Source organism: Avibacterium volantium (assembly GCF_900635775.1).
Classification (GTDB): domain Bacteria; phylum Pseudomonadota; class Gammaproteobacteria; order Enterobacterales; family Pasteurellaceae; genus Avibacterium; species Avibacterium volantium.
Genome location: NZ_LR134167.1, coordinates 104380 through 125610, shown reverse-complemented (window position 1 = coordinate 125610; position 21231 = coordinate 104380). Strand labels below are relative to the sequence as shown.

Annotated in this window: 24 protein-coding genes; 14 read left to right on the top strand and 10 right to left on the bottom strand. The window is 43.4% G+C overall.

Annotated features, from left to right (window positions below; genetic code table 11):
- The first annotated feature begins 17 nt into the window (after positions 1 to 17).
- A complete protein-coding gene (lptD, locus tag ELZ61_RS00645) occupies positions 18 to 2363 on the top strand; it encodes an LPS assembly protein LptD (protein WP_126370724.1) in 2346 nt (781 codons plus the stop codon).
- A gap of 70 nt (positions 2364 to 2433) precedes the next feature.
- Here lptD and ELZ61_RS00640 read toward each other — a convergent pair whose 3' ends face one another.
- The 5 genes from ELZ61_RS00640 to ELZ61_RS00620 all read right to left on the bottom strand — a co-directional run bounded on the left by ELZ61_RS00640 (position 2434) and on the right by ELZ61_RS00620 (position 5669).
- The gene (locus ELZ61_RS00640) at positions 2434 to 3204 is read right to left on the bottom strand and encodes a class I SAM-dependent methyltransferase (protein ID WP_126370722.1); all 771 of its coding nucleotides are present in this window, start codon (positions 3202 to 3204) and stop codon (positions 2434 to 2436) included.
- A complete protein-coding gene (gene trmA / locus ELZ61_RS00635) occupies positions 3186 to 4280 on the bottom strand; it encodes a tRNA (uridine(54)-C5)-methyltransferase TrmA (protein ID WP_126370720.1) in 1095 nt (364 codons plus the stop codon). The genes ELZ61_RS00640 and trmA overlap by 19 nt, the downstream gene beginning before the upstream one ends.
- 75 nt (positions 4281 to 4355) lie before the next feature.
- The gene (locus ELZ61_RS00630; protein WP_126370718.1) at positions 4356 to 4685 is read right to left on the bottom strand and encodes a MaoP family protein; all 330 of its coding nucleotides are present in this window, start codon (positions 4683 to 4685) and stop codon (positions 4356 to 4358) included.
- Positions 4686 to 4758: 73 nt separating this feature from the next.
- The gene (gene dsbA / locus ELZ61_RS00625; RefSeq protein ID WP_103853620.1) at positions 4759 to 5391 is read right to left on the bottom strand and encodes a thiol:disulfide interchange protein DsbA; all 633 of its coding nucleotides are present in this window, start codon (positions 5389 to 5391) and stop codon (positions 4759 to 4761) included.
- Positions 5392 to 5402: 11 nt separating this feature from the next.
- Positions 5403 to 5669, bottom strand: coding sequence for a YihD family protein (locus ELZ61_RS00620; RefSeq protein WP_103853621.1), 267 nt, complete (start codon positions 5667 to 5669; stop codon positions 5403 to 5405).
- Between the two features lie 193 nt (positions 5670 to 5862).
- On the opposite strand from ELZ61_RS00620, the gene mobA reads away from it, so the two are divergent.
- From mobA to pdxH, 13 genes are all read left to right on the top strand, one after another.
- Positions 5863 to 6468 carry a molybdenum cofactor guanylyltransferase MobA gene (mobA, locus tag ELZ61_RS00615; protein ID WP_126370716.1) on the top strand — a complete coding sequence of 202 codons (606 nt, stop codon included), beginning with the start codon at positions 5863 to 5865 and terminating at the stop codon, positions 6466 to 6468.
- Positions 6469 to 6550: 82 nt separating this feature from the next.
- Positions 6551 to 7075 (top strand): hypothetical protein, encoded by a 525-nt coding sequence (locus tag ELZ61_RS00610; RefSeq protein ID WP_103855911.1) that lies wholly within the window; start codon positions 6551 to 6553, stop codon positions 7073 to 7075.
- A 198-nt stretch (positions 7076 to 7273) separates the two neighbouring features.
- Entirely contained in the window at positions 7274 to 8806 is a 1533-nt protein-coding gene (fruB, locus tag ELZ61_RS00605) for a fused PTS fructose transporter subunit IIA/HPr protein (protein WP_126370714.1), read from the top strand.
- Positions 8807 to 8829: 23 nt separating this feature from the next.
- Positions 8830 to 9771 (top strand): 1-phosphofructokinase, encoded by a 942-nt coding sequence (fruK, locus tag ELZ61_RS00600; RefSeq protein WP_126370712.1) that lies wholly within the window; start codon positions 8830 to 8832, stop codon positions 9769 to 9771.
- Between the two features lie 4 nt (positions 9772 to 9775).
- Positions 9776 to 11482 carry a fructose-specific PTS transporter subunit EIIC gene (locus ELZ61_RS00595; protein ID WP_126370709.1) on the top strand — a complete coding sequence of 569 codons (1707 nt, stop codon included), beginning with the start codon at positions 9776 to 9778 and terminating at the stop codon, positions 11480 to 11482.
- 129 nt (positions 11483 to 11611) lie between these two features.
- The gene (locus ELZ61_RS00590; RefSeq protein WP_126370708.1) at positions 11612 to 11860 is read left to right on the top strand and encodes an FAD assembly factor SdhE; all 249 of its coding nucleotides are present in this window, start codon (positions 11612 to 11614) and stop codon (positions 11858 to 11860) included.
- 101 nt (positions 11861 to 11961) lie between these two features.
- A complete protein-coding gene (gene rpoE / locus ELZ61_RS00585) occupies positions 11962 to 12537 on the top strand; it encodes an RNA polymerase sigma factor RpoE (protein ID WP_115248848.1) in 576 nt (191 codons plus the stop codon).
- Between the two features lie 43 nt (positions 12538 to 12580).
- Positions 12581 to 13156: a sigma-E factor negative regulatory protein gene (locus ELZ61_RS00580; RefSeq protein ID WP_126370706.1), complete on the top strand. Its 576-nt coding sequence runs from the start codon at positions 12581 to 12583 to the stop codon at positions 13154 to 13156.
- 73 nt (positions 13157 to 13229) lie between these two features.
- Positions 13230 to 14189 (top strand): sigma-E factor regulatory protein RseB, encoded by a 960-nt coding sequence (rseB, locus tag ELZ61_RS00575; RefSeq protein WP_126370704.1) that lies wholly within the window; start codon positions 13230 to 13232, stop codon positions 14187 to 14189.
- Entirely contained in the window at positions 14190 to 14624 is a 435-nt protein-coding gene (locus tag ELZ61_RS00570; RefSeq protein WP_126370702.1) for a SoxR reducing system RseC family protein, read from the top strand. It begins immediately after the preceding gene.
- Between the two features lie 83 nt (positions 14625 to 14707).
- Positions 14708 to 15208 (top strand): molybdopterin-guanine dinucleotide biosynthesis protein MobB, encoded by a 501-nt coding sequence (gene mobB, locus ELZ61_RS00565; RefSeq protein WP_126370700.1) that lies wholly within the window; start codon positions 14708 to 14710, stop codon positions 15206 to 15208.
- Positions 15209 to 15235: 27 nt separating this feature from the next.
- A complete protein-coding gene (locus tag ELZ61_RS00560; protein ID WP_126370698.1) occupies positions 15236 to 16630 on the top strand; it encodes a DHA2 family efflux MFS transporter permease subunit in 1395 nt (464 codons plus the stop codon).
- Positions 16631 to 16639: 9 nt separating this feature from the next.
- Positions 16640 to 17275: a pyridoxamine 5'-phosphate oxidase gene (pdxH, locus tag ELZ61_RS00555; protein WP_126370696.1), complete on the top strand. Its 636-nt coding sequence runs from the start codon at positions 16640 to 16642 to the stop codon at positions 17273 to 17275.
- Here the strand turns inward: pdxH and ELZ61_RS00550 are convergent.
- Genes ELZ61_RS00550 through ELZ61_RS00530 form a run of 5 tightly spaced genes read right to left on the bottom strand, consistent with a single transcriptional unit; the run spans position 17272 to position 21227 of the window.
- Entirely contained in the window at positions 17272 to 17916 is a 645-nt protein-coding gene (locus ELZ61_RS00550) for a hypothetical protein (RefSeq protein WP_197717462.1), read from the bottom strand. The genes pdxH and ELZ61_RS00550 overlap by 4 nt on opposite strands.
- 5 nt (positions 17917 to 17921) lie before the next feature.
- A complete protein-coding gene (locus tag ELZ61_RS00545; protein ID WP_126370694.1) occupies positions 17922 to 18980 on the bottom strand; it encodes a beta-ketoacyl synthase N-terminal-like domain-containing protein in 1059 nt (352 codons plus the stop codon).
- A gap of 2 nt (positions 18981 to 18982) precedes the next feature.
- Positions 18983 to 19267: an acyl carrier protein gene (locus ELZ61_RS00540; protein ID WP_126370692.1), complete on the bottom strand. Its 285-nt coding sequence runs from the start codon at positions 19265 to 19267 to the stop codon at positions 18983 to 18985.
- The gene (locus tag ELZ61_RS00535; protein ID WP_126370690.1) at positions 19267 to 20511 is read right to left on the bottom strand and encodes an ABC transporter permease; all 1245 of its coding nucleotides are present in this window, start codon (positions 20509 to 20511) and stop codon (positions 19267 to 19269) included. Before ELZ61_RS00535 ends, ELZ61_RS00540 begins: the two co-directional genes overlap by 1 nt.
- Positions 20511 to 21227 (bottom strand): ABC transporter ATP-binding protein, encoded by a 717-nt coding sequence (locus ELZ61_RS00530; RefSeq protein ID WP_126373518.1) that lies wholly within the window; start codon positions 21225 to 21227, stop codon positions 20511 to 20513. The genes ELZ61_RS00535 and ELZ61_RS00530 overlap by 1 nt, the downstream gene beginning before the upstream one ends.
- Positions 21228 to 21231 lie beyond the last annotated feature (4 nt).

Below are 21231 nucleotides of genomic sequence, written 5' to 3'. Positions count from 1 at the left end.
AACAAAATGGGTTATTAATGAAAAAAAATTACTACACAATGCTTTCTTTCTCAATTTTGACCGCACTTTATGGCGCGCCAAGTTGGGCAAGTTTGCAGCAGCAATGTTTAGCTGGCGTACCACAGTTTCAAGGGGAAGTGGTGCAAGGCGATCCAAATGAATTGCCAGTTTATATTGAAGCCGATCGCGTGGAGTTAAATCAGCCTGTTAATGCACGTTACGAAGGGGACGTGGATATTCAACAAGGCAATCGCCATTTAAAAACGCAAGTGGCGGAAGTGATTCAAACAGGCGAAGGGCAAAATGTGCAACGCTTTGCCTATGCGAAGAATGGTTTTGATTATAAAGATAATCTAATCAATCTGTTAGGTGATTCTGCCAAGGTTAATCTGAATAATAAAGATGCTGATGTAGAAGGCGCAGATTACCAATTTGTCGGCCGTCAAGGACGCGGTAAAGCGCAGCAAGTTGAGCTACGCAATGATTATCGCTTATTGAAAAACGCCACCTTTACCTCTTGCTTGCCTGATGATAATAGCTGGACGATTGAAGCCTCTGAAATGCGTCAGCATATCCAAGAAGAATATGCCGAAATGTGGCATGCGCGCTTTAAAATTCACGGCGTGCCAATTTTCTATACTCCTTATTTACAACTGCCAATTGGCGATCGCCGCCGCTCTGGCTTGCTCATTCCAAGTGTAGGAACTTCTAGCCGTGATGGTTATTGGTATGCACAGCCTATTTATTGGAACATTGCACCCAATTTTGATATGACCGTAACACCAAAATATATGTCAAAACGTGGCTGGCAATTTAATGGCGAAGCACGTTATCTCACGCAGCTTGGCGAAGGGTTAATTGCAGGCGAATATTTGGGCCGTGATCGGCTTGATGATTACCAAGGGGATAACCGTTCGCGTCATTTATTTCACTGGCGACACAGTTCCAGTTTCTTACAAAATTGGCGTTTAAACGTGGATTACACCAGAGTCAGCGATAAGCGTTATTTCTCAGATTTTGACTCCGCTTACGGACGCAGCACGGACGGTTATGCTGATCAAAATTTCCGCATCGCGTACTATCAGCCAAATTACAATTTCTCCCTATCGGCGAAGCAATTCCAAGTGTTTGATGATGTGGATATTGGGCCTTACCGCGTTTTTCCACAGCTAGATTTTAATTATTATCGTGATGGGCTTGCTAACGGTTTAATGGATTTCCGTTTATTCTCACAAATTTCTCGCTTTGAGAATGACAGCGCCTTAATGCCAAAAGCTTGGCGTTATCACATTGAGCCAAGCCTTAATATTCCCCTTGCGAACCGTTACGGCAGTTTGAATATTGAAACCAAACTTTACGCCACGCACTATAATCAAACCAAAGGAAAAGGGCAAAATGCAGAAGAGATTGAACGCTCTGTAACCCGCGTGTTGCCGCAAGTGAAAGTGGATTTTCAAACCTTGCTTGCCAGCAAAGAAACCTTGTTTGACGGTTATACGCAAACCATTGAACCGCACATTCAGTATCTTTATCGTCCTTATAAAGATCAAAGCAATATCGGCTCAAAATTAAATAGCCAATATCTTGGTTTTGGTTATGATTCAGCTTTATTGCAGCAAGATTATTTTTCCTTATTCCGTGATCGCCGTTATAGTGGCTTAGACCGTATCGCTTCGGCAAATCAGTTCACCTTAGGCGGAACAACACGTTTTTACGATCAAGAAGGAAACGAACGTTTTAACCTCTCTTTAGGGCAAATTTATTATCTCAACGATTCGCGCATTGATAATAATCCAAGCAATAGCAGTGATCGCTCCACCTCATCTTGGTCATTAGAAAGCAACTGGCGTATTAGTCCAAAATGGAATTGGCGTGGTAGCTATCAATACGATACCAGCTTACACCAAACCTCCCTTGCCAATACCGTGTTGGAATATAACCCAAGTGGCAATAATCTGATTCAGCTGAGTTATCGCTATGCAAGTCAGGAATATATTGACCAAAATCTCACGGGCGCAAATGCGTACAATCAAGATATTAAACAGCTCGGTTTAGTGGCCGCGTGGGAAATTGCCGACAGATGGGCCGTGGTTGGACATTACTATCAAGATCTTGCTTTGAAAAAACCAGTTGAACAATATCTTGGCGTGAAATACAACACTTGTTGCTGGTCGGTAGGCGTTGGTGCACGCCGTTATGTAACCAGTAAAGACGGACAAAAAGCAAACGAAGTGGTTTACGACAATAGCTTTAGCATCAATTTTGAGTTGCGAGGTTTAGGCACAACAGATCACCGCAGCGGCATTGAGAAAATGCTAAAAGCAGGAAAATTGCCTTATATCCAATCATTTAGCTTATATTAAAATAAGTATAAGAACGCAAAAAGCAGATCCTTTGATCTGCTTTTTTTATTCCCTTTATTAAGCTGCGTGGCTAAATCACAGTATAAATATCAAAGCGATGATTTTTGGTTTCGCGGCTAAAGTGCGGGGCTTTTTCGGCGAGAAATTGGGCGTAGTCGGGGCGTTTTACCACCACACGTTTTTGCGCGATTTGTAAGGCGGGGGCGAGCAGTTGGTCAGCGTCTTCATCTGCGCCCACTAAATGCTGAAAAACGCGCATTTCTTTTTTTACCAAGGCACTTTTTGCTTTGTGGGGATACATCGGGTCGAGGTACACCACATCTGCTTTCGTGCCTTGTTGTGCAAGTTCATCAATCTGTTTTATGGGCAATAACTGCATATTTTGCTGCATCATTGCACCGATTTCTGCGTCTTGATAAGCCCGTTGCAAGCCGTCTTGCAGCAATAAATAGACCACAGGGTGGCGTTCTACTAAGCGCACTTGGCAGCCAATAGCAGCAAGGACAAAGGCATCACGCCCTAGCCCTGCGGTGGCATCAATGACGCTAGGCAGATAATCTTTTTTGATGCCAACGGCTTTGGCGATGGCTTCGCCACGTCCGCCGCCGAATTTGCGCCGATGCGCCATTGCACCGCTGACAAAATCTACATAGACGGCGCCTAATTTGGGTTCGTCTAATTTGCGTAATTCTAAACGCGCAATGCCGTTTTGTTCCGTTTGCACCAAGGCCAACGGGCTGGCTGGCTGGTGAATTAAACCTTGTTGTTCACAAAGTGCGGTGAAATTTTGCGAATTTTTTGTTTCGCAAATCAGTTGCACGGCTATTTTCGGATCAACCATACACCAGATTCCATATGTTCAGTATAAGGGAACTGATCAAACAGCGCCGCACGCTCAATGCGGTGGGTTTGGCACAGGGTTTGCAAGTTGTCGCATAGAGTGTACGGATTGCAGGAAATATACAAAATGCGATCATATTGTTGCACCAATTTTACCGTGTCAGGATCAAGCCCTGCCCTTGGCGGATCAACAAAAATGGTATTGCAATCATAAGCTTGCAAATCAATGCCTTTTAAACGATTAAAGGCGCGCATGCCGTTCATTGCTTGGGTAAATTCTTCTGCCGACATTCTGATAATCTGCAAATTATCAATATGGTTCGCGGCGATATTAAATTGCGCGGCAGCAACCGATGGCTTGGCGATTTCTGTTGCCAGCACGTTACGAAAGTTCTGTGCCAGCGCGATAGAAAAATTGCCGTTGCCGCAATAAAGCTCGAGCAAATCCCCTTGGCTGTTTTGGGTGCAATCAATCGCCCATTGCAACATTTTGCCATTTACCACCGCATTGGGTTGCGTGAAACTGTTTTCCACTTGGCGATAAATATATTCTTTGCCGTTTACGGGCAGAATTTCGTCCACATAATCTTGATCTAAACAAATTTTTTGTTTAGAGGCACGCCCGATGATCTGCACGTCAAAACCTTGTTGTTGCAGGGTTTGGCGTAATGCTACCGCCGCCTGTTGCCATTGTTCATCAAGCACTTTGTGATAAAGCAGGCTGACGATAATTTTATTGCTCAGGGTGCTGAGATAATCAATTTGGAATAAACGATGCTTGAGAATGGTTTGCTGTTTGAGCAACGGCAAAAGCGCTTGCATCATTTCATTGATAAGCTGGCTGGCAATCGGAAAATGATCAATGCGATAAGGCTTACGCGTTTGACGGTCAAACATAATATGATAAAAATCATCATCTTGATGCCAAACACGAAATTCAGCACGCATACGATAATGTTGTTTTGGCGAATCAAATACCGCCAATTCTGGCGCATTAAAGGGCGCTAAAAGTGCGGTTAATTTTTGGCGTTTTTCTGCCAATAATTCATCATATTTTTCGATAGGTAAGGCTTGCATTGATAGTTCTCATTATTCGTTGCCAACAAAAAGAAAAGGCTTGATTGCTCAAGCCTTATGATCTTGCTAGGCAGATTAATCCGCGTTGCTCATCTCTTCTAGGTTATCCGCTACCACGCCAGATAAAGTATAAACACGTTTTGTGGTGCTGGTTAAAGTGCGGTATTTATTCCACGTTTTTTCAAAGAACGTTTCTGGCTGACGCTCGCCTTTACAAAATGCCACAAAGGCTTTTTCTTCTTCTGTTACAGGCGCACGCTCACCACTATCTAAGGCTTTAAATGCTTGACCATATTGCTCTAAAGCTTGGGATTCTTTGATTGTATAATCACCGTGGCGAGCAAAACCGCGGGGATAGTTTTTATCGTCAAAAAAGCGACGCGTTACGCTAAAACTTTCTGCCATAATATCCTCAATATTGCGAATTCAAAATCGGCACGCATTAAACCAATTTTTGCTTATTTTTGCAATTTATTTGTTACTTTTGTAGCAAGGCTTTCACGGTTTCTACATAATCTTGAATGAAACCCGCTTCACTGTGTGATAAGCCCTCAGGGTTCACACGATATTTACCGTTCACATAGAAATCTGGCACACCGTGTACATCAAAACGCTCAGCCGCTTGCACTTGCTGATTGTACAAACCCGTTACCGCAAAACTGTTAATACCGCCATCAAATTGTTCTGCACTTACCCCGCTATCAATAAAAATTTGACGAATCGCATCTAAACTTGGCGCACTTTGATCACGATTTTTCACCGCAGTTTGCGCCGCTTCAAATAATGGGGCTTTAACTTTCTCTTCCACGCCTAAGGCCATTGCTAATGCCCAAGCGCGAGTGAGATTTTCTGATTGAAAACCTAAGAAATTTACGTGATATTGCTTGAATTTTGTTCCTTCAGGTAATGCCGATTTCACTTTCTCAGGAATGTGATAATCCATTTCAAAGGCATAACAATGTGGGCAATAAAAAGAGAAAAACTCAATCACTTCAGGCTGAACTGCGCGTTCAGTGTTTAACGCAATGTATTGTTTTCCTTCGGTTAAATCCGCAGCTTGTACATTCGCCACAAAAAATAATGATGCTAAGGCAACAAGAAATTTTTTCATTACAACTTTCCTTATTCAATAATGCCACGCGCTTTTAGCAACGCGGTTTTAAAATCTTCTTCATAATCTTTTTTAATACCAGGGATCGGCTCGTGCTTATCTGTGCCATACATTTTCAAATGATAGATAATCACTTCGTCCGTTAATTCTGCCACAGGTTTATCAAACCCCGCTTCATCAGCGATTTTCTGCAAAATCTGGGTTAAGCTCAAATCAGGATCTTGCGACCAATAAGGTTGCAACAGTTCCAACACTTCATTTAGACGATGACATTTCATAACAGTTCCTTACCTTGGATAATAAAGGGCTAAATAATACTGTAATTAGGGGGAGAAAGGAATAAGCTGGCGGAAAAAAGCGCTTTAACAAGTGCGGTAGAAAACTTACAATTTTTCCACCGCACTTTTTTATTTGCGGATTTATCAAGTAGAATGAGGCCATTTGATAGGCTAAAAAGTAAAGCGAGGGCAGATGAAAATTAGTGCGGTGATTCTTGCTGGAGGGCGGGCAAGGCGTATGGGGGGCGTGGATAAGGGGTTGCAACTTTATCAGGGCGTACCGTTATTTTGGCATTGCTATCAGCGCTTGAAAGATCAGGTGGCGCAGGTGGCGGTGAATGCCAATCGCAACCAAGAATGCTATGCGCAGTTTGGGTTGCCTGTGTTTGCCGATGAATTGGCGGATTTCCAAGGGCCGTTGAGTGGCATTTTAACGGGGCTAAAATTGGCAGAGAGTGATTTTGTACTGTTTGTGCCTTGTGATTGCCCCTTTTTACCGTTGAATTTATTGGAAAAATTGCAGCAGCCCATTTTGAAATCTTTGCAAGATCGCCAAAGTGCGGGGGAAAATTCGTCAGTTTTACTCACTTATGCCACCGATGGTGAGCGTGAACACCCGACATTTTGTTTGGTTTCCACCTTATTGGCGGAAAAGCTCGCTGCTTATTTACACAGCGGTGAGCGGCGAATGTTGCAGTTTATGCGAGAAAATGGCGCAATTGCGGTAGATTTTCGCGATCAGAAAGAGGCGTTCCAAAATTTTAATAAGCTGGCAGATTTAGAAAGCGAAGTGCGGTGAAAAAATCACGGAAATTTGGCTTTTTATTCAAATTATAATCAGTATAATAAGAAAAATCTGATTAACAAAAAACGGATAAGTTATGTTCAAAATTATTTCAATTTCAGTGTTAAGTGCCTTTTTAGTGGCGTGTTCTTCTTTGACTTCTTATGTGCCGTTTATGGACAATGAGAAAAAAGTGATCGATTTGGATAAAGAGAAAATCGATAAAAAATCCTATGCTTCTGCGTATGCGGCAACGGTGCAAACCTATTCAGGGCGTGTAAATGAAGATTATGATGTGAATTCTTTTGCTAGTGGCGTGAATGATTGGTATCTCAACCGTATTTTAGTGCCGATTGAAGAAGTGAAAGCGAAATTATACCAAGGCGGAGGCGTGGATAGCCAAGTTTATGCTTATTATAGTGGTGTGGTGTTTGCTTCTGAATTACAGAATAATTTCAATCGCTTAAGTGCAAATTGTTGGTCGCAAATCAGCCAGCCAAGTGCAACGCAAGGCATTTATGATGCAATGCGAGATCTACAAAAAGGGCAACCGCGTTCCTTAGATGAGGGCTATATCGCGGAAGGTAGCGATCAAGTGTTGAAAGTCTGTACAGGAAAATAATGTGTGAGGTTACTGATGTTTAATCAGTAACCTTTTCTTTTTTTATTTAAGCTGAAAGGTTTTTGCTTAATGTTCAGCAAGCGTTTAACAACGTGTTAAGCAAATCATCAGTAAAACGTATCGCCAAATTGGTTTTGCGAAGAAGTGAGCCAGTATCACAACGCCATTTGGCATTCAAACCAATATTCTGGAGGGAAAATGCTGAACTTATCAGAAAAAAATATTCACTTATCGGCACAAGCCGAAAATAAACAGCAAGCCATTGAATTGGTGGCGCAAGCGCTTGAGCAAGCGGGCAATGTGGAAGCAGGATATTTAGCAGGAATGTTGGCGCGCGAAACGCAAACGTCCACCTTTTTAGGCAACGGCATTGCCATTCCGCACGGCACATTGGAAACGCGTCCAATGGTGAAAGAAACGGGTGTGCAAGTGTTTCAATTTCCACAAGGGATTGAATGGGGCGACGGCAATAAAGCCTATGTGGTGATCGGGATCGCCGCACGTTCCGATGAACATCTCAGCCTGCTTCGCCAGCTTACACAAGTGCTTGGCGATGAAGAAAAAGCGGCGAAATTGGCGACATTACAAGAGGTAGAAAAATTCCGTGCCATTTTAATGGGCGAAGAAACGCTGGAAGTGAAAAGCGAAGATCTGAGCCTTGATGTGGATACTGAAAGCCTGCTTACTTTAATTGCGATTAATGCCGGCAAATTGCAAAACCAAGGCGCGGTGAATAATCAATTTGTGGCAGAGGTGATCGCCTCTCCTGCATTGCCATTGGGCGGCGGCTTATGGCTTACCGATTCGGTGCAAGGTAACGAGAAAAATGCCCTTGTGTTCAGCCGTGCAAAGCAAGCTTTCCAGCATAATCATAAAGAAGTGAAAGGCGTACTAACGGTGGCTTGTGTGAATGATCAAATTGATGAGCTACTCGCACGATTACTAGAAAATTCCGTGCAACAAGCCTTATTAAATGGAAATTCTCAGCAAATTTTGACCGCACTTAATGGCGGCGAAGTGAGTGTTGAAAGCCCAGCACCTGCCAATACCAGTAGCGAAAATGCAGGCACGGTTATCGGCACATTCACCGTGCGTAATGAACACGGCTTGCACGCGTGTCCTTCAGCGGTGTTAGTGAATGAAGTGAAAAAATTCGCCTCGAAAATTACGGTGGAAAATCTCACCCGTGGTGGTGAAGCTATCAGCGCCAAAAGTCTGATGAAAATCGTGGCATTGGGCGCAACCCTTGGACATCGTTTACGTTTTAGCGCGGTGGGTGAAGATGCCAAACAAGCCATTGAAGCCATTGGTAAAGCCATTGCGGACGGTTTAGGGGAAGAAGTATCCTCTTTATCGCCGAAAGAGCCGGATCATATTGAAGTGATTGGCGAAAGCAACACGACTAGCGAAAAAAACGCAGAAAAAACCACCGCACTTGATAATCAAGATCCAAGCGAAAGTGTTGAAGCGGTGTTTGTGGTGCGTAACGAACACGGTTTGCACGCACGTCCTGCCGCGGTGTTAGTTAATGAAGTGAAGAAATATAACGCTTCCGTGGCGGTGCAAAATGTGGATCGCGATAGCCAATTAGTTAGCGCTAAAAGTTTGATGAAAGTAGTGGCGCTTGGTGTGGTGAAAGGACATCGTTTACGTTTTGTGGCAACCGGTGAAGAAGCACAAAAAGCCCTTGATGGCATTGGTGCGGCGATTGAAGCTGGTTTAGGTGAGTAGGGTTAGGTGAGTAGGAGTTGATAATGGCAAAAGTGGCAACTATCACGTTAAATACCGCCTATGATTTAGTGGGGCGGTTAAAGCGTATTGCGCTGGGTGAAGTGAATACGGTGGAAACCTTGGGCTTATTCCCTGCAGGCAAAGGCATCAACGTAGCAAAAGTGTTGAAAGATTTAGGCGTTGATGTAGCGGTGAGTGGTTTCCTTGGTCGTGATAATCAAGGGGATTTCAACACAATGTTTGCGGAACTAGGCTTAGAAGATCGCTTTCAGCGTGTGGCGGGTAAAACTCGCATAAACGTGAAAATTACCGAAACAGAGGCCGATGTAACGGATCTCAATTTCTTAGGCTATGAAATTTCACCACAAGATTGGCAAGATTTTGTGCAGCAATCCTTGTTGTTATGCAAGGATTTTGACATTGTCGCAGTATGTGGCAGCTTGCCGCGCGGTGTTAGCCCAACAGATTTTGCAGATTGGCTCAAACAGCTACAACAAGCTGGCGTAAAAGTGGTGTTAGACAGCAGTAATGCAGCGCTTAGCGCGGGGTTATCCGCTAATCCTTGGCTAGTGAAACCCAATCATCGCGAGCTTGAGGCTTGGGTGGGACATTCCTTACCAACCCTAGAAGACATCATCGCCGCCGCAGAAAAATTGCGCGCACAAGGCATTGCCAATGTGATTATTTCAATGGGCGCGGACGGTTCTTTGTGGTTAAGCAAACAAGGCGTGATCCAAGCGAAGCCACCAAAATGCGAGCAAGTGGTTAGCACCGTGGGCGCGGGCGATTCGATGGTGGCAGGGCTAATTTACGGCCTGAGCAAATCGCTTTCACAGCAAGACACCTTGGCGTTTGCCAGTGCGGTATCTGCCTTTGCCGTGTCGCAAAGCAATGTGGGCGTGAGTGATCCTGCGTTATTAACGCCAATCTTAGAAAAAGTAGAAATTTCAGTGATTAAAGGGTAGAACAATGAAGATTTTTTTGACAAACACACAACAATTAGGCAATGCCAAAGCCTTTTTGATTAAACAAGTGCTGGCTGCGGCAGCAAAACAGCAAGGCGATGAAGTGGTGGCTGAAGCCAACCAAGCGGATTTAGTGATCGCCTTAGGTGGTGCGCCAAATAACAGCGCATTACGAGGCAAAAAACTGTTTGTGGCAGAGGTGGAAAACGCCTTTAATGCACCAGAAGCGACCTTGAAACAGGCACAGGCGGAAGCGGTGGAATATCAGCCTGCGGAAAATTCAAATGGGGCGGAAAATAAAAGTGCGGTACAAAATGCGCCAGATTTTTCTAATCAAAGGAAAAATATTGTGGCAGTTACCGCTTGCCCAACAGGCGTAGCGCATACTTTTATGTCAGCGGAGGCTATTGCTGAATATGCTAAAAAACAAGGCTGGAATGTGAAAGTGGAAACCCGTGGACAAGTGGGATCGAGTAACATTATTTCTCCTGAAGATGTGGCGAATGCGGATCTTGTCTTTATTGCTGCTGATATTGATGTGGATTTAAGCAAATTTGAAGGCAAGCCGATGTATCGCACGTCCACTGGGCTTGCGCTGAAGAAAACAGCACAAGAATTTGAAAAAGCCTTTAAAGAAGCGAAAATTTACACAGGGGCAAATGTCGCTAAATCACAAGCCAGCGAAGAAAGCACTGGTGAGCGTAAAGGCTTGTATAAACACTTGATGACAGGGGTCTCCCATATGTTGCCATTGGTGGTAGCAGGGGGCTTGTTGATCGCCATTTCATTTATGTTTGGTATCGAAGCCTTTAAAGATCCGAATATTGCAGGCGGTTTACCAAAAGCCTTGATGGATATTGGTGGCGGTGCTGCGTTCCACTTAATGATTGCCGTGTTCGCAGGTTATGTGGCCTTTTCTATCGCTGATCGTCCCGGATTAGCCGTGGGGTTAATTGGTGGTATGCTCGCTACCACCGCAGGTGCAGGGATTTTAGGCGGGATTATTGCCGGCTTGCTTGCAGGTTATGTGGTGAAATTCTTAAATCAAGCTATTCAATTACCAGCGAGCTTAAGTTCATTAAAACCGATTTTAATTTTGCCATTGCTCGGTTCTGCGATTGTCGGCTTGGTGATGATTTATCTGATCAATCCACCGGTAAAAGGCTTAATGGACGCATTGGTGGAATGGCTCAACACAATGGGACAAAGCAATGCGTTATTATTAGGGGCGGTGCTTGGTGCGATGATGTGTGTGGATATGGGCGGCCCAGTAAACAAAGCGGCTTATACTTTCGGAACAGGGTTAATCGCTTCTGGCGTTTACACCCCAATGGCTGCGGTAATGGCGGCAGGTATGGTGCCACCGATTGGAATGGCAATTGCTACATTATTAGCACGCAAAAAATTCACCGCCAATCAACGTGATGCGGGTAAAGCCTCTTTCGTATTAGGTTTATGCTTTATCTCTGAAGGTGCATTGCCATTTGTGGCGGCTGATCCTGTGCGCGTAATTGTATCAAGCATTATTGGTGGTGCAGTGGCTGGTGCGATTTCTTTAGGCTTATCCATCGGCTTACAAGCACCACACGGTGGTTTGTTCGTGATCCCATTTGTAACTCAGCCATTAATGTATTTAGCGGCAATTGCCATTGGTGCAGCCTTAACAGGCGTGATTTATGCAGTTATTAAGCCAAAACTTTCGGAAAAATAACCGCACTTTATTATTAGCAAAACCCGACTTAGATGTCGGGTTTTTTGTGTTTTCTCTCTGAAATTATTCGCACAAGGAAAAGCAAATTCCGCTATAATCCCCCATTATTCAGTTCAACAGGGAACAGAAATGGAAAAATATAATAAATTTCGCCTTGAATGGGATTGTCGGCGTGGAATGTTGGAGTTAGATAAAGTGATTATGCCTTTCTTTCAGCAACATTTTGATGCGTTAGATGAGCAACAAAAAGCCACATTTGTGCGTTTATTGGCGGCAACGGATTTACAGTTATTTTCGTGGTTTTTTAACCGAAAACCTGCGCCAGATCTTGAATTACAGCAAATGGTTTCCTATATACAAGAAAAATTATCGAGCTAATTTGATAAAAAGATTGAACTTTTACGATTTTCACCCCTCTAAGAGAACACGAGCTTGCTGTCTTGTGTATCAAGGCTTGTTAGAGGTGTATAAGAGGTTATATGACTGAACAGCTAACAGATCAGGCTTTGGTAGAAAGGGTACAGCAGGGAGATAAGAAAGCATTCAATTTGTTGGTATCGCGTTATCAAAATAAGGTGGCAGGGTTATTAACCCGTTATGTTTCACCGAATGATATTCCCGATGTTGTACAAGAATCATTCATTAAAGCATATCGCTCTATTGAATCATTCCGCGGTGACAGTGCTTTCTACACTTGGCTATATCGTATCGCCGTGAACACGGCAAAGAATTATTTAACCGCACAGGGGCGCCGCCCGCCGAATGAAGATATTCTGGCAGATGAGGCAGAATCCTATGATGTGGGAACAAATTTGCGGGACGTAGATACGCCCGAAAATCAGATGTTATCTGGTGAATTGAAGAAGATCATTTTTGATACCATTCATAGTATGCAAGAAGACTTAAAAACCGCCATCACCTTGCGTGAGTTAGAAGGGCTAAGTTATGAAGAAATTGCCGATATTATGAATTGCCCAGTAGGAACAGTGCGTTCACGTATTTTCCGTGCGAGGGAGATTATCGAAAATAAAATTCAACCCCTTCTTCAAGGCTAATACAACATTAATAACATTAAAAGAGAAAACCCTGGAGTTTACAATGCAAAAAGAGCAACTTTCCGCTTACATTGATGGCGAACAAATCAGCGAGGCAATGACAGAAAAACTTTGCCAAGATGCTGATTTACAAAAATCCTGGGCAAATTTTCATACTATTCGTGCAGTAATGCGTCAGGAAAGTGAAGTATTATTGGGTGCGGATTTCACTGCAAAAATGGCAGATTTAATTGAGCAAGAAGAAATTGTGGTGGCACAACCTATGATTTCTCAACCAATGCCAGAAGAAACTGCGCAATCTCCATTTATGCAAAAACTGAAAGCGTGGTTTATGCCAATGACTCAATTTGCCGTGGCAGCGGGCGTGTGCTTAGTTGCGGTGATGGGCGTGCAAAGTTTTATGGCGCACAATGGCAAAGAAAACCAAGACGCGCCTGTGTTGCAAACCTTGCCATTTAACAATTCCGTGCAAGAGGTGAGCTATAATGCGCCAACCCAATCGGTGATTACGCCTGAGCAAATTGAGCAAAAAAATAAACGCATTGATTCAATACTACAAAGCTACGAATTGCAAAAACGCATTTATGCGGATAGATTAAATTTGCAAAATCAGAAATAACAATGAATGAAGTTTAGGTTATTCACCACCATTTTTGGTGGTGAATTTGTTTATATCCTATATGTGAATAACGATGTTAAAAACGGTCAAAAAAATCACCGCACTTTCCTTAGTGCTATTTTCTGTAAATTCCCTATGGGCGGCAGAACCTGATGCAGTCCAGCCACGCCAATTGCTAGACGAAATGCAACAGGCAGGTTCTCATCTGAACTATGAAATTGCTTTCGTGCAAACCACGCCGAATATGGCCTCATTACGTTATAGCCATATTTATCATAATGGCAAAACCTACGCCCAACTGCTCACCCTTGACGGAATGCCGCAGCAAATAGTGCAACGTGATAATGTGGTGAGCTATTTCCAACCGAATTATTCTCCGTTCTCGATTAACGCCAATCATATTGTGGACAGCTTGCCTGCGATTATGTGGAGCAATCTTGATGCGCTGAAACAAAATTATGATTTCACCTATATTGGACGCAACCGCGTGGCAGATCGCGTGGTACAAACCATTCGTATTTTGCCGAAAGATGATTTTCGCTATCAATATGTGGTCTTTATTGACGAACAAAGCCATTTGTTGCTACGCAGTGATGTGTTAGATCGAGAAAATAATCTGTTAGAACAATTCCGCGTGGTAAATTTATATCAAAGTGAACAATTTGATGATTTGCTCAATGCCATTAATCATATGGGTTTTCCTGCGCTGATTAATGACAAAACCACTTTCCAGCCAAGTAAGGAAGCCTTTAACTGGCAGCCAAGCTGGTTACCAAACGGCTTTAAGCTGATTAATCGCAGTGTGGAAACCAATGGCGAAGAACGTATTGAAGCGCAGCTTTACAGCGATGGATTATTTTCCTTTACCCTTTACCGCTCAAGCTCAATTTTGCCAAATGAAGAAAAAAACGGCTGGTGGAATGGTACCAGAACCTTTTATAGCGAAACCTTTGGCGATAACGAATTTACCCTTGTAGGGCAGCTGCCGATTTCTACCGCAAAACGTATCGTGCAAGATATTAAGGTGAAGTAAATGCTGAAAGAAAGTGCGGTGGTTATTTCCTATCAATCTGGCATTGCGCAAGTGAAATGCCAATCGCAAAGTGCCTGTGGGAGCTGCGTGGCAAAGTCTGCCTGTGGCTCAGCGGCACTGGCGGAACTGAATGGCACAGGCACGGCGCATTTTTTTGAGGTGGAAACTATCACCCCTGTCAAAGCAGGGCAAATTATCGAAATTGGTTTAATGGAACGCTCACTGATTTTGTCTAGTTTGCTGGTGTATTTTTTCCCGTTACTGACCTTATTGCTTTCCACGCTGATCGCCGATCAGCTTTTCCAAACCGAACTTTGGCAAGGCATTTTTATCGTTTTTTGCACCGCACTTGCCTTTGTGATCGTCCATTTTGTATCGAAATCTTGGCAGAAAAAAGCAACGTATCGCCCGATTTTTTTGCGTGTTATTCAATAATCTATTCATTTATGTGAACGATCACAAGCTGCCAATAATGCGGTATCATAGGGCTACATTTTACTTAATATAAAGGACATAAAATGTGCCCGATGCTTGGCATTACAGGATACAGTGGCAGCGGTAAAACTACTTTGCTGGAAAAACTTTTACCTCAGCTTGCCGATTTAGGTTTGCGCGTGGCGGTGATTAAGCACAGCCATCATAACGCGCAGGTGGATAAAGAGGGCAAGGATAGTTGGCGAATGAAAGAAGCAGGCGCGAGCCAAGTGGTAATGGCTTGTGATAACCGTTGGGCATTGATGACGGAAACCGCGCAGCCGGTGAGCTTAGACTATTTGGCAGCGCAATTTGATCCGCAGCTGATGGATTTGATTTTGGTGGAAGGCTTCAAACACGAACCTATTGCAAAGATTTTATTGCATCGCAAAACAATGGAGAAAGCCTTGCCTGAACTTGATGAAAAAGTGATTGCGCTCGCCACAGATTACCCTTTAAGCTGCACTGTGCCACATTTGGATATTAATCAGGTTGAGCAAATTGCCGCATTTATTTTTCATTGGTATCAACAACAAATGAAATAAAGTGCGGAGCAAAATCGCAGAATTTTTATGACAGAAACGAAAAATTATACAGGCTTGGCGTGGATTGCCGCCGTTGCCTTTTTTATGCAAACCTTAGATGCGACCATTTTGAATACGGCATTGCCGACCATTTCGCGCAGTTTAAATGAATCGCCGCTGAATATGCAGTTGGCGATCATTAGCTACGCTTTGACGGTGGCGTTGTTTATTCCGTTAAGCGGTTGGGCGGCGGATAAATTTGGTACGCGTAAGGTTTTTCGTGCTGCCATTGGCGTTTTTGTATTGGGATCGGTGGCGTGCGCCTTATCGCAATCTTTGCCACAATTAATCTTTGCTCGCATTTTACAAGGGCTTGGTGGCGCGTTAATGATGCCTGTTGCGCGCCTTGCGATAATCCGTACTGTGCCGAAAAATCAGCTGTTAAATGCGTGGAATATTATGGCGATGGCAGGCCTTATTGGGCCAATTCTTGGGCCTGTGTTGGGCGGCTTAATCGTAACTTATATGACCTGGCATTGGATTTTCTTAATTAATATTCCCATTGGGCTGGCAGGGATTTTCCTTGCAGGCATTTATATGCCAAATATGAAAGGGCAGGTGAGCCGTTTAGATAAATGGGGTTTTGTGCTGTTTGCGGGTGGGCTTGTGGGCTTGACCTTGGGGCTGGATCTGGTGGCTGAGCATTTCACCGCAACTTGGATTTCGTTAGTAGTGCTGGCGGTGGGAATGGCATTTCTGGCCTACTATTATCTTTATGCCAAGCGTGTTCACAATCCGCTAATGTCCCTTTCTTTGTTTCATATTCGCACTTTTCGTTTAGGCTTTATTGCTAATTTATTTATTCGCCTGTGTGGCTCGGGCGTGCCGTTTTTGCTACCGTTAATGCTCCAAGTGGTATTTCATTACAGCGCAGAAGTGGCAGGCTGGCTAATGGTGCCAATTGCTGTAAGTTCAATGGCGTTCAAGCCGCTGATCCGTGGTATTCTTTCTCGTTTTGGTTATAAGAAAACGCTGATCAGCACCGCCATTGCGATGACTTTCGTAATTGCCACAATGAGCTTATTGCAACGCCATACGCCAATTTGGCAGATGGTGCTGATTTTATTGGCATACGGCGGTTGTATGTCGGTCAGTTTCACCGCGATCAACACCTTAACTGTCGGCGATTTATCCGATAACAACGCCAGCGCAGGTTCAACAATGCTGAGCGTGATTCAGCAAGTGGGAATTGGCATTGGCATTGCGGTTTCTTCAGTGATTTTGGGCTTGTATCGCAACGCCCTTGGAGAAAGTGTCGAACAGTTACAACAAGCCTTTAGCTATACATTCCTCACCTCTAGCCTGTTTGGCTTAATCCTCGTCTTGATTTTGACAAGACTTCAGCAAAACGATGGGGAAAATTTACAAATAAAGAAAAATTAAGGAGGCGTGATGAATTTACAAGATATTCGCCAAGAATATAGCCAACAGAATTTATCGAAAGCCCATTGCCCTGATGAGCCAATGACGTTGTTTGAACAATGGCTGCAAGAAGCAATACAAGCACAGGTAAATGAACCCACTGCAATGAATTTAGCAACAGTGGAAAAAAATGGCAAACCAAGCAGCAGAATGGTGTTATTAAAGCAAACCACCGAGCAAGGTTTTATTTTCTTTACTAACTACCTCAGCCGTAAAGGGCAAGCGCTCACTCATCAGCCCTTTGCCGCCCTTACCTTCTTCTGGCCAGAATTAGAGCGCCAAATCCGCATTGAAGGTGTGGTTGAACAACTTCCTGCCAGCGATTCTGACGCATATTTTGCCAGCCGCCCCTATCAAAGCCAACTTGGCGCTTGGGCGAGCGAACAAAGTGCAGTGCTTTCAAGTAAAGCTGTTTTACTGAGTAAAGCCGTAATGTTTGCGATTAAATATCCGCTTACTGTGCCGCGCCCACCTCATTGGGGCGGCTATATCCTATTGCCAGAAATGGTCGAGTTTTGGCAAGGTCGCCCAAGCCGTTTACACGATAGGATTCGCTATTTACGCACTGATGAACAGCACTGGCAAAAAGATCGCCTATCGCCTTAATCTGATAAATTTCCTATATCTAACCCAAATTGCAAATAATGCTCAGCAGGGAGCTGCGCAGATATAGAGGAAAAAGAAAGTGCGGTAGAAAAATTTGGCGAATTTTGCACCGCACTTGTTGTTAGCGTATTTTCTTCTGCGGCATTGCTGAGCAACCACCAGCAGCTTCCTTCCCATTCTGTATCAGTGGGCGATTCAAATCCCCAGCCTAGCAATACTTGCTCCGCCGTGCCGTTTTTCAATTCTGTTTGCGCCAGTTGTAATGGCTGTGCATTATCCTCTGGCGAAGTGATCAAGAAAATACTATTGCCTGTGGTTTGCAACAGCTGCGCCAGCTGAAAAACCGTCGCGTTATTGAGATTTGCCATAAAATCCAACGGACTAGGCAAATCTTGTTCCATTAACTGGTGGAATAATTTGTTGAATTTACTTGGTGAATTAAAGGGGGAAGCCAAGTAAATGGCTGTATTTGGCGTAATATAGGGCTTTAGCGGTAATGCTCCAAGCAAGCAGAGTTGGGTAAATTTGCTTAAACGGCGAGCGTCCACACCAAAGGCTTTAAGTTGTTGGCGTAGTTCTGCATCACTTTGTCCTTGAGCGATAAACTGGCTTTGCTGTTGGAGATAAATATTTGATTTCATTTTAATTACACTTTCCCTTGCCAGTGAAGAATCCAAGCGATATTGCTGCCACCAAAACCTAAAAAGTAATTCAAATAATAGCCTGTGGAAAGTGGTTGCGATTGCTTTTCTATTGCGCCTTGTGGCCTGATGAACAGGCAATCTGCGTTCTCTTGTTGTAATTGTTGCCAAAGCCACGCGGTTTCCATTGCCCCACTTGCGCCTAAACTATGTCCAAGGTGAGATTTTGCCAACAAGCAAGGAATGGTCGGAAATTGCTGTTGTAAAAATGCGATTTCCATTTCATCGCTGTTTCCGCCCACAGCGTGAACTTTAATGCCAGCCAGTTGGTGAGCTTGTAATCCTGCCTTATGCAAACAATTTCCGATCAGTTGAGCAAATTCCTCTGCAGAGCTATTGGTGAGATTATGGTGATCCGTAATGGTGGTGATGGCAGAAATTTCTAGCTTTTTCTCTGGATTTGGTTGATTTTCCAATACCATGCAAGCGATGCCCTCCCCTAAAATAATGCCGTTACTTTGCACAAAAGGCTGATAGGGTAAATCTTCCGCCAGCAAGTGCATTGCGTTGAAATGTTCAAAGGTTAAACGGTTAAACATTTCAAATCCAACCACCAATGCGCGCTCACATTGTTCTTGAGCAATCATTTGATAGGCATAGCCCATTGCCTGTGCAGATGAAGTGCAAGACGTTGCAAAGCTGAAAACCTGTGTTTGATAGCGTGCTTTTAGTCGTTCTGCGATCACCGATAGGCTGTATTCTTGCGGTAAAGGTTGATTGTTTTGCCAACGAAATTCGCAATCACTCATTAAATACGCCGTTGAGCCTAAAAGAATGGGGGTATTGTGCAATCTATCAGCTTGCCAACCCCGTTGCGTTAATAGGTTGTCAATGTGATTTTCTAAATAAGTGCAGAGCTGCTCGAAATTCAGCAGCGGTTGCTCAAAAGCACGAAAATAGGGCAAATTCTGCGTTTGCCCAAGCATTGAAGATTGCTGCCAAGGATTGAGTTTGGCAGTTTGTGCATTTTGCTGGCTGACAGCGGTGATATAAACTTTTTGCATCGTTAAGAATGTTGGTTACGAATAAAGCTCGCTAAATCACGAATATTCATCATATGCTTACGCACCATTCGATCGCCATTTAATCTCACTTTAAAATGGGCTTGCAGTGCCACCGCAATTTGTAGCGCATCTAAAGAATCTAACTGGATACGGCTTTGTTCACCAAATAACGGCTCATCATCGCTAATTGTGCTGGGATCAATGTCCATTTTATCGCTTTCTTGCACGATCAAGTTTTTCAGTTGTTGTTCTAACTCAGGTTGGCTGAGAGTAAAAATATAGCTCATTAAAATCTCGCTTGTGTTTTGAGTTGATGGGCGTAAACCAGCACAGCAATCAATAGCATTGCTGCACCAAACCCTGTTAAAAGCCAAAGTTCAGGCTGAATTTGCATTAAGGTAGCCTGATTTAATAATAGTTGCTGAAATGCCGTTAATGCCCACCCCATTGGTGAAAATTGGGCGATTTTTTGCATAATCTCAGGCATTACATAAGTTGGCACCATAATGCCACCAATGGCCGCCATAATGATAATGCCCCCACCGCCTAGCACCACCGCTTGTTCTGTGGTGCGTGCAATCACACTAATTAATAAGCCGTAACCTAACGCAGAAAGGCTTACCGCAGCTGACAGCACCGCATAATGCCACCATTCACCATTTAAGCTAAAAGCGGGCATAGCAAGCATAGGTAGCACCCAATAGCCTAGGGCGATCATTCCAATAAATTGACATTGATTGATAAAAAAATACGGCACTAATTTTGCCAAAATCAGTTGCAAACTTGAGGCTCTTGCCAAACGCAGACGAGTAAGCGTGTTGGTTTGTCGCTCCATCGCCATTACGTTAGAAAGGGGGATCATAATAAAAAACATACCAAAAATTAACCACGCAGGCACACTATGTTGTACCGCATTAGGCTGACTAACCGTTTCCCCTTGACGGTTAAGATAAATTTCCTGCCAACGCTCTTGTGCCAAATAGGTATTGATTTCATTGAATTTTTTATCCAACGCTTGATTAACTTCTTTCTGAATTTGTTTCATCGGATTGCGTTGATTATTTTTCAACACAATGTGATTATCTTTGGAATAACGCTCAAGCCGTTGCTGGCTATAATGTTTCTGCAAGATACCTTTCACCCCAAGCAACCACGCACGATCCACGCTAGGATTAAGCCAAAGTTGCAAAGGCTGTTCTTCTTTTAGGGCATTTTTATCTTGATTTGGATTAACCACAATCAAAGCAAATTTTTCTTGCTGCAAATCTTGCTGATAAGCCTCTAATTGTGCAATATCCCCTTGTTTTACAATCAATTCCTCTTGTTGTAGTGCGGTAAAAAATCCGTCATTGAGGGGATCATTTGGCGTGCCTAGTAGCAAAATTTCGCCGCGATTACCTAATTCCTTTTCACTGCTTAACGCTGACGACATAATCAACATAAATAAAATCGGCATAATAAATAATACTGCCACACCGTGCAGATCACGGCTTAATAGGCGTAATTCTTTAAACATCGCAGCAATTAGCATTATTTTCCCGCCTGTTGTAAAAAATCTAAATAAAAATGCTCAAGGCTCTGCCCTTCCGCAAGAATGCCTTTTATTTCACCTTGATAAATCAATTTTCCTTCATTTAATAAAACTAATTTATCGCATAATTGTTCGATTTCTTGCAGATAATGTGAGGTGTAAATCACCGTGATGCCTTGCTGAGTTAATTCCTCCACGGAATTTAAAATAAATTGGCGAGATTGGGGATCAATGCCGACCGTAATTTCATCTAAAAAAATGACTTTAGGGCGATTAATTAAACCAATAGCGAAATTTAAACGGCGTTTCAATCCGCCTGATAAATGCTTTGCTAATCTCGATTTATAAGAAGTTAGCCCCACTTTTTCTAATAATTCAGTGAGCCAGTTTTTATCGTTGATATGATAAAGTGCGGCGAAAAATTTTAAATTTTCCCATACCGTTAATAAAGGATAAAACGCAAAATCCTGTGGCACTAAAGAAATTTGATGACGCTGTTTTTTGCTTAACTTGTGAAACGGCACGCCTTCAAAATAAACCTGCCCCTGCTGCACCGCTTGCAACCCGCAAAGCAAAGACATCAGTGTCGTCTTCCCAGCGCCGTTAGGGCCAAGTAAACCGATGGCTTGTCCTTGAGAAATATCCAGCTGAATGTTTTGTAACGCAAATTCTTGGCTTTGTGGATAACGATGATAAAGATTTTCAATTTGCAACATCACA

Excerpts from the sequence above, each read along its gene's own strand:
- fruK (WP_126370712.1), top strand. The coding sequence starts at position 8,830 with ATGGCAAAAGTGGCAACTATCACGTTAAATACCGCCTATGATTTAGTG.
- ELZ61_RS00550 (WP_197717462.1), bottom strand. The coding sequence starts at position 17,916 with ATGAAATCAAATATTTATCTCCAACAGCAAAGCCAGTTTATCGCTCAA.
- ELZ61_RS00640 (WP_126370722.1), bottom strand. The coding sequence starts at position 3,204 with ATGGTTGATCCGAAAATAGCCGTGCAACTGATTTGCGAAACAAAAAAT.
- pdxH (WP_126370696.1), top strand. The coding sequence starts at position 16,640 with ATGAATTTACAAGATATTCGCCAAGAATATAGCCAACAGAATTTATCG.
- ELZ61_RS00545 (WP_126370694.1), bottom strand. The coding sequence starts at position 18,980 with ATGCAAAAAGTTTATATCACCGCTGTCAGCCAGCAAAATGCACAAACT.
- ELZ61_RS00535 (WP_126370690.1), bottom strand. The coding sequence starts at position 20,511 with ATGCTAATTGCTGCGATGTTTAAAGAATTACGCCTATTAAGCCGTGAT.
- ELZ61_RS00560 (WP_126370698.1), top strand. The coding sequence starts at position 15,236 with ATGACAGAAACGAAAAATTATACAGGCTTGGCGTGGATTGCCGCCGTT.
- rpoE (WP_115248848.1), top strand. The coding sequence starts at position 11,962 with ATGACTGAACAGCTAACAGATCAGGCTTTGGTAGAAAGGGTACAGCAG.
- trmA (WP_126370720.1), bottom strand. The coding sequence starts at position 4,280 with ATGCAAGCCTTACCTATCGAAAAATATGATGAATTATTGGCAGAAAAA.
- ELZ61_RS00570 (WP_126370702.1), top strand. The coding sequence starts at position 14,190 with ATGCTGAAAGAAAGTGCGGTGGTTATTTCCTATCAATCTGGCATTGCG.
- ELZ61_RS00610 (WP_103855911.1), top strand. The coding sequence starts at position 6,551 with ATGTTCAAAATTATTTCAATTTCAGTGTTAAGTGCCTTTTTAGTGGCG.
- ELZ61_RS00620 (WP_103853621.1), bottom strand. The coding sequence starts at position 5,669 with ATGAAATGTCATCGTCTAAATGAAGTGTTGGAACTGTTGCAACCTTAT.
- fruB (WP_126370714.1), top strand. The coding sequence starts at position 7,274 with ATGCTGAACTTATCAGAAAAAAATATTCACTTATCGGCACAAGCCGAA.
- ELZ61_RS00580 (WP_126370706.1), top strand. The coding sequence starts at position 12,581 with ATGCAAAAAGAGCAACTTTCCGCTTACATTGATGGCGAACAAATCAGC.
- ELZ61_RS00595 (WP_126370709.1), top strand. The coding sequence starts at position 9,776 with ATGAAGATTTTTTTGACAAACACACAACAATTAGGCAATGCCAAAGCC.
- lptD (WP_126370724.1), top strand. The coding sequence starts at position 18 with ATGAAAAAAAATTACTACACAATGCTTTCTTTCTCAATTTTGACCGCA.
- rseB (WP_126370704.1), top strand. The coding sequence starts at position 13,230 with ATGTTAAAAACGGTCAAAAAAATCACCGCACTTTCCTTAGTGCTATTT.
- dsbA (WP_103853620.1), bottom strand. The coding sequence starts at position 5,391 with ATGAAAAAATTTCTTGTTGCCTTAGCATCATTATTTTTTGTGGCGAAT.
- mobB (WP_126370700.1), top strand. The coding sequence starts at position 14,708 with ATGTGCCCGATGCTTGGCATTACAGGATACAGTGGCAGCGGTAAAACT.
- ELZ61_RS00540 (WP_126370692.1), bottom strand. The coding sequence starts at position 19,267 with ATGAGCTATATTTTTACTCTCAGCCAACCTGAGTTAGAACAACAACTG.
- ELZ61_RS00590 (WP_126370708.1), top strand. The coding sequence starts at position 11,612 with ATGGAAAAATATAATAAATTTCGCCTTGAATGGGATTGTCGGCGTGGA.
- ELZ61_RS00630 (WP_126370718.1), bottom strand. The coding sequence starts at position 4,685 with ATGGCAGAAAGTTTTAGCGTAACGCGTCGCTTTTTTGACGATAAAAAC.
- ELZ61_RS00530 (WP_126373518.1), bottom strand. The coding sequence starts at position 21,227 with ATGTTGCAAATTGAAAATCTTTATCATCGTTATCCACAAAGCCAAGAA.
- mobA (WP_126370716.1), top strand. The coding sequence starts at position 5,863 with ATGAAAATTAGTGCGGTGATTCTTGCTGGAGGGCGGGCAAGGCGTATG.